Here is a 4,153-nt window from a genome sequence, read left to right on the forward strand (position 1 = left end):
GGCAATATCCCGTTGGCGACGCTGGAGCTGTTGAAGCAGCAGCCCCTCGTCGCCCAGGCTGTGCCGCTGTCGCTGGGCGACTCCTTCCGCGGCTACCGCATCGCTGGCACGACGCCGGCGTACATCGATCTCTATGGCGGCCAAATGGGGCAGGGCGCGCTCTGGACGAAACCGATGCAGGCCGTTCTCGGCGCCGAAGTCGCGCGCACGAGCGGGCTGAAGCCCGGTGACCGTTTCGCCGGCAGCCACGGCTTGGCCGAGGGCGGCGGYGCGCATGGCGAACATCAGTTCGAGGTCGTCGGCGTGCTGGCCGAATCCGGCAGCGTGCTGGACCGCCTCGTACTGACCGATCTGGCATCGGTGTGGGAGGTGCACGAAGACCACGCCGTCGCACACGACGAGGAGAGCGAAAGGAAGGAGATCACGCTCGCCCTCGTGCGCTACCGCAGCCCGCTGGCCGCCGTCATGCTGCCGCGCTGGGTCAATGCGCAGGACGGCCTGCAATCCGCCGCGCCGGCGCTGGAAACAGCCCGACTGATGCGCCTGGTGGGTGCCGGCACCGAAGTGCTGCGGGGCTTTGGCATCGTGCTGCTCGCGGCGGCGGGGCTGTCGGTCTGGGTCGCGTTGCTGCATGCGGTGCGGGCACGCCAGGGCGATCTTGCGATGCTGCGCATGCTAGGCGCGCCGGCCTCGCGCGTCGCGGCGCTGATCGCGCTGGAGGCCTTGCTGCTCGCCGGCCTCGCCGCCGTGCTGGGGCTGGTGGCTGGGCACGGCCTCGTTGCGCTGCTGGAGCGTCTGCTCGCCGAGCGACAGTCGCTGCGCCTGGGCCAGCTCGGCATGAGCGAAGCCGAATGGCTGGTGCCGCTGCTGGCCGGCGCCCTGGCGCTGCTGGCCGCTGCCTGGCCCGCATGGCGGGCCTATCGGCTGGATGTCACAACCCTGCTGCAAGCTCCGCGCTGAACCCCGACAATCCCGCCATCATGAAGTTCAAGCCCCTTCTCGCCGTCTGTCTTGCCGCTGCTGCGGCGTTCGCCCAAACGCCGCCGGGCATGGGGCAGGGGCCTGGCTATCACGACCCGCGCAGCCCCTTCAAGCCGCTGGAGGAACGCGCCGACATCGTGTCCTGGCATTTGCTGTCCCAAGTCACCGCCAAGGCCGAGAAAAAGAAGATCGTGCCGACCTTCCCGGCCGCCGTGCAGGCGCTGGACCGCAAGACCATCAAGGTGCAGGGCTTCATGATGCCGCTGGAGGCGGGCGACAAGCAGCAGCACTTCCTGCTGTCGTCGGTGCCCACGACCTGCTCCTTTTGCGTACCGGCCGGGCCCGAGGGACTGGTCGAGGTGCGCACCAAGAAGCCGGTGCGTTACACGCTGGAACCCGTCGTCGTTGAGGGCGTGTTCGCCGTGCTCAACGACGACCCTTACGGCCTGTACTACCGCGTCGAGGACGGCAACGCCGTCAATTAGGGCGCCAGCCGTTCGCGCACCCAGCGGTCGGCATCCAGGCTGAAGACCAGCCGGTCGTGCAGCCGCGAGCGCCGCCCCTGCCAAAACTCAAAACGGTCCGGCACGAGGCGATAGCCACCCCAATGCGGCGGCCGGTCCGGGTTCAGGCCCTGCTGAACGGCCGCCTTGGCGGCGTTGGCCACCAGCACAGCACGTGAACTGATGACCCGACTCTGTGGTGAAGCCCAGGCCCCAAGGCGCGAATCCAGCGGCCGGCTCTTGAAGTAGTCGTCCGATTCCTGGGCCGAGGTCTTCTCGACGCGCCCCTCGATGCGCACGACGCGTTCCATCTCCACCCAGTGGAATTGCAAGGCCGCGTAAGGGTTGCCTGCTAACTCTTCACCTTTACGGCTTTCGTAATTGGTGAACCAGACCATGCCGCGTGCATCGCAGCCCTTGAGCAGCACGACGCGCGTCGACGGCCGGTGGTTGGTACCGACCGTGGCAACCGTCATCGCGGTCGGCTCGGACACATCGTGGGCGATGGCCTCATCCATCCAGCGGTTGAAGAGCGCCAGCGGTCCATCCGCAGCTTGCACCTCATCCAGCTCCCCTAGTTCGTAGCTCTTTCGGAAGTCGCTCAACTTGCTCATGGCGGGAGGTCATCAGGCCTGGCGTTAGGCCCGCGTTGGTGCTGCAAAGGGCTCAGTCTAGGCGCAAGGCGCAGCGATGCCGGTGGCATCGCGAGCACTTGCAACAACGACTGAGCCCTTTGCAGCCCAACCCGGAGGGCCGGGGCGAGTTGCGGGGTGATTCGTCGTTACCCGCTCGTTGTGTAGGCCCGCCACACGCCTCGCAGGCGCCTTGCCTCACCCCGCAACTCRCCCCGGCGCGGGCCCAACGCCAGGCCTGACGACCTCCCTACGTATGCAGACCTTCCCTTAAGTGAACGCCCCAGTTTCAAGCGAAGCCTCACTCGGCATGCTTGTGGCACTGCAGCAAACGGCTCAGACCGGCGCTAGGTCAGTGGGTTTTGAAGGACGAATAGCAAATGACAAAGCGACGCCCCGTCGTCGTTGTGCTGGCCGCGGGTCGCGGCTCGCGCTTCCGCGGCTCGGGCCACAAGCTGGAACAGCACCTGGCGGGAACGCCCGGTGGAGATACCTTGCTGGCGCGCACCTTGCGCCATGCGATCGCGACGCAGCTTCCGGTTGTCGTTGTGACGACGGCAGCCCTGGCGCCGGCCGTGCACAAGCTCATCGCGGCGCGCGACGTCGTGACGCTGCCTGAGCGCGATACCCACGGTCGGCCTCAGCCCATCGGCATGGGGCATTCCATCGTCGCTGGCGTCAGCGCCACGGGTGATGCCGACGGCTGGCTCATCCTGCCGGCCGACATGCCGCTTGTGCAGCCGACCACCATCATGGCCGTGGCCGAGGGGCTGGAGCGCTACCCCGTCTGCTATGCCCAGTACCGCGGCATCCAGGGCCATCCGGTCGGCTTTGGCACTGAGCTCTACTCGGAGCTGGTGGCCCTGCAGGGCGATGAGGGCGCGCGGCGCATCGTGGCTCGCTACGCGGCGCAACCCATTCCCGTCGACGACCCCGGCGTGCATGTCGACGTCGACACCGAGGAAGATCTCGCGCGGCTCAGGGGCTGATCAAAGCGGGGCGCACAGCCCGTGCTGCGCCGCCAGGTGGGCCTGGCGCTCCAGTTCCGCGTCGCGGATCCCATGTTCGCGCAAACCCTGAACGGTGCGCAGCAGATAGTCCAGCGTCGTGCCGTAGCGGCCGCTGGCGTGTTGAAAGATGTGCAGCAGCTCCGGCTCATGCAAGGGCCCGGTCCAGTTCGGGCTCTGGCGCGACAGCGTGAAGGCCAGGGCGCGCAGCCGCCCCGCGCCGGTGTCGCAGTTCAGCCAGCGCGGCTCGTAGACGCCGTTGGGCATCTCGCGTTCCCACAAACGCGGCAACACCTCTTCACCGACGGTGCGCGGGATGCGGTAGACCAGCCCGCGGCAACTGCCACCCGAGATCAGCGCCAGCACCAGGCCCGGCTCCTGGGGCGAGCCGCGGTTCACGCGCGAACGCATGCGCAGCACGCGGTGAAAGCCCAACACCCGCGCCGGCAGCGCGTCGGCATACTCGAACTCGGGCCGCCAGATCAATGAGCCATAGGCAAACAGCAGCAGGTCTTCGCCGCTAGCCCGCCATTCGGCGGTCGTGCGCTGCAACAGATGGGCGCTGCGCGCCGGGCCATGGGGAATATGGATTGCCTGTGACGCCATCGCCCCCATCTTGTCATGCCAGAGAGTTGCACGACGTTTCTCAGGTACCCAGCCCGTAACCCGCGCAGCGCTGGAGGCAAGTAATATGGTTACCTAAATTCCCAAGGGCCGGTTACGAGAGCCGCAGGAGACCCGCATGCACGACACACTCATTCAAGTTACAGACCGCATCCGCGAACGCAGCGCCAAGCTGCGTGGCGACTATCTCGCCCGCATCGCCAAGCTCGGCGGCCGCCAGCGCGGTTTCGAGCGCATGGGCTGCGCCAACGTCGCCCACGCCGTGGCGGCCATGCCGTCCAACGACAAGCTGCGCATCGTCGCCGAGAAAGCCCCCCACCTCGGGGTCGTCACGGCCTACAACGACATGCTGTCGGCCCACCAGCCCTACGAGGGCTACCCGGAGCAGATCCGAGCCGAGGCGCAC

General features: G+C 67.5%; 5 protein-coding genes and 1 pseudogene. 4 read left to right on the plus strand and 2 right to left on the minus strand.

All coding sequences use genetic code 11. The features are described 5' to 3' along the window. Both ACXJKR_RS26065 and ACXJKR_RS26070 read left to right on the plus strand, forming a co-directional pair. Positions 1 to 960 (plus strand): FtsX-like permease family protein (locus ACXJKR_RS26065; RefSeq protein WP_457325278.1); only part of this gene is annotated, 960 nt, incomplete at its 5' end. A gap of 20 nt (positions 961 to 980) precedes the next feature. Continuing rightward, positions 981 to 1,466: a DUF3299 domain-containing protein gene (locus ACXJKR_RS26070; RefSeq protein WP_457325279.1), complete on the plus strand. Its 486-nt coding sequence runs from the start codon at positions 981 to 983 to the stop codon at positions 1,464 to 1,466. On the opposite strand, the gene pdxH is transcribed toward ACXJKR_RS26070, so the two are convergent. Further along, positions 1,463 to 2,098, minus strand: a complete 636-nt coding sequence (gene pdxH, locus ACXJKR_RS26075) for a pyridoxamine 5'-phosphate oxidase (RefSeq protein WP_457325280.1) — start codon at positions 2,096 to 2,098, stop codon at positions 1,463 to 1,465. The two genes, ACXJKR_RS26070 and pdxH, sit on opposite strands and share 4 nt — an antisense overlap. Positions 2,099 to 2,496: 398 nt before the next feature. Here pdxH and ACXJKR_RS26080 point away from each other — a divergent pair, with 398 nt between their 5' ends. Then, entirely contained in the window at positions 2,497 to 3,105 is a 609-nt protein-coding gene (locus ACXJKR_RS26080; RefSeq protein ID WP_056202371.1) for a nucleotidyltransferase family protein, read from the plus strand. On the opposite strand, the gene ACXJKR_RS26085 is transcribed toward ACXJKR_RS26080, so the two are convergent. Beyond that, positions 3,106 to 3,729: a gamma-glutamylcyclotransferase gene (locus ACXJKR_RS26085; protein ID WP_157281976.1), complete on the minus strand. Its 624-nt coding sequence runs from the start codon at positions 3,727 to 3,729 to the stop codon at positions 3,106 to 3,108. A gap of 136 nt (positions 3,730 to 3,865) precedes the next feature. Here ACXJKR_RS26085 and ACXJKR_RS26090 point away from each other — a divergent pair. Then, a pseudogene (locus ACXJKR_RS26090) lies at positions 3,866 to 4,153 on the plus strand (phosphogluconate dehydratase); the annotation flags it as partial.

The organism is Roseateles sp. P5_E11 (assembly GCF_054049355.1).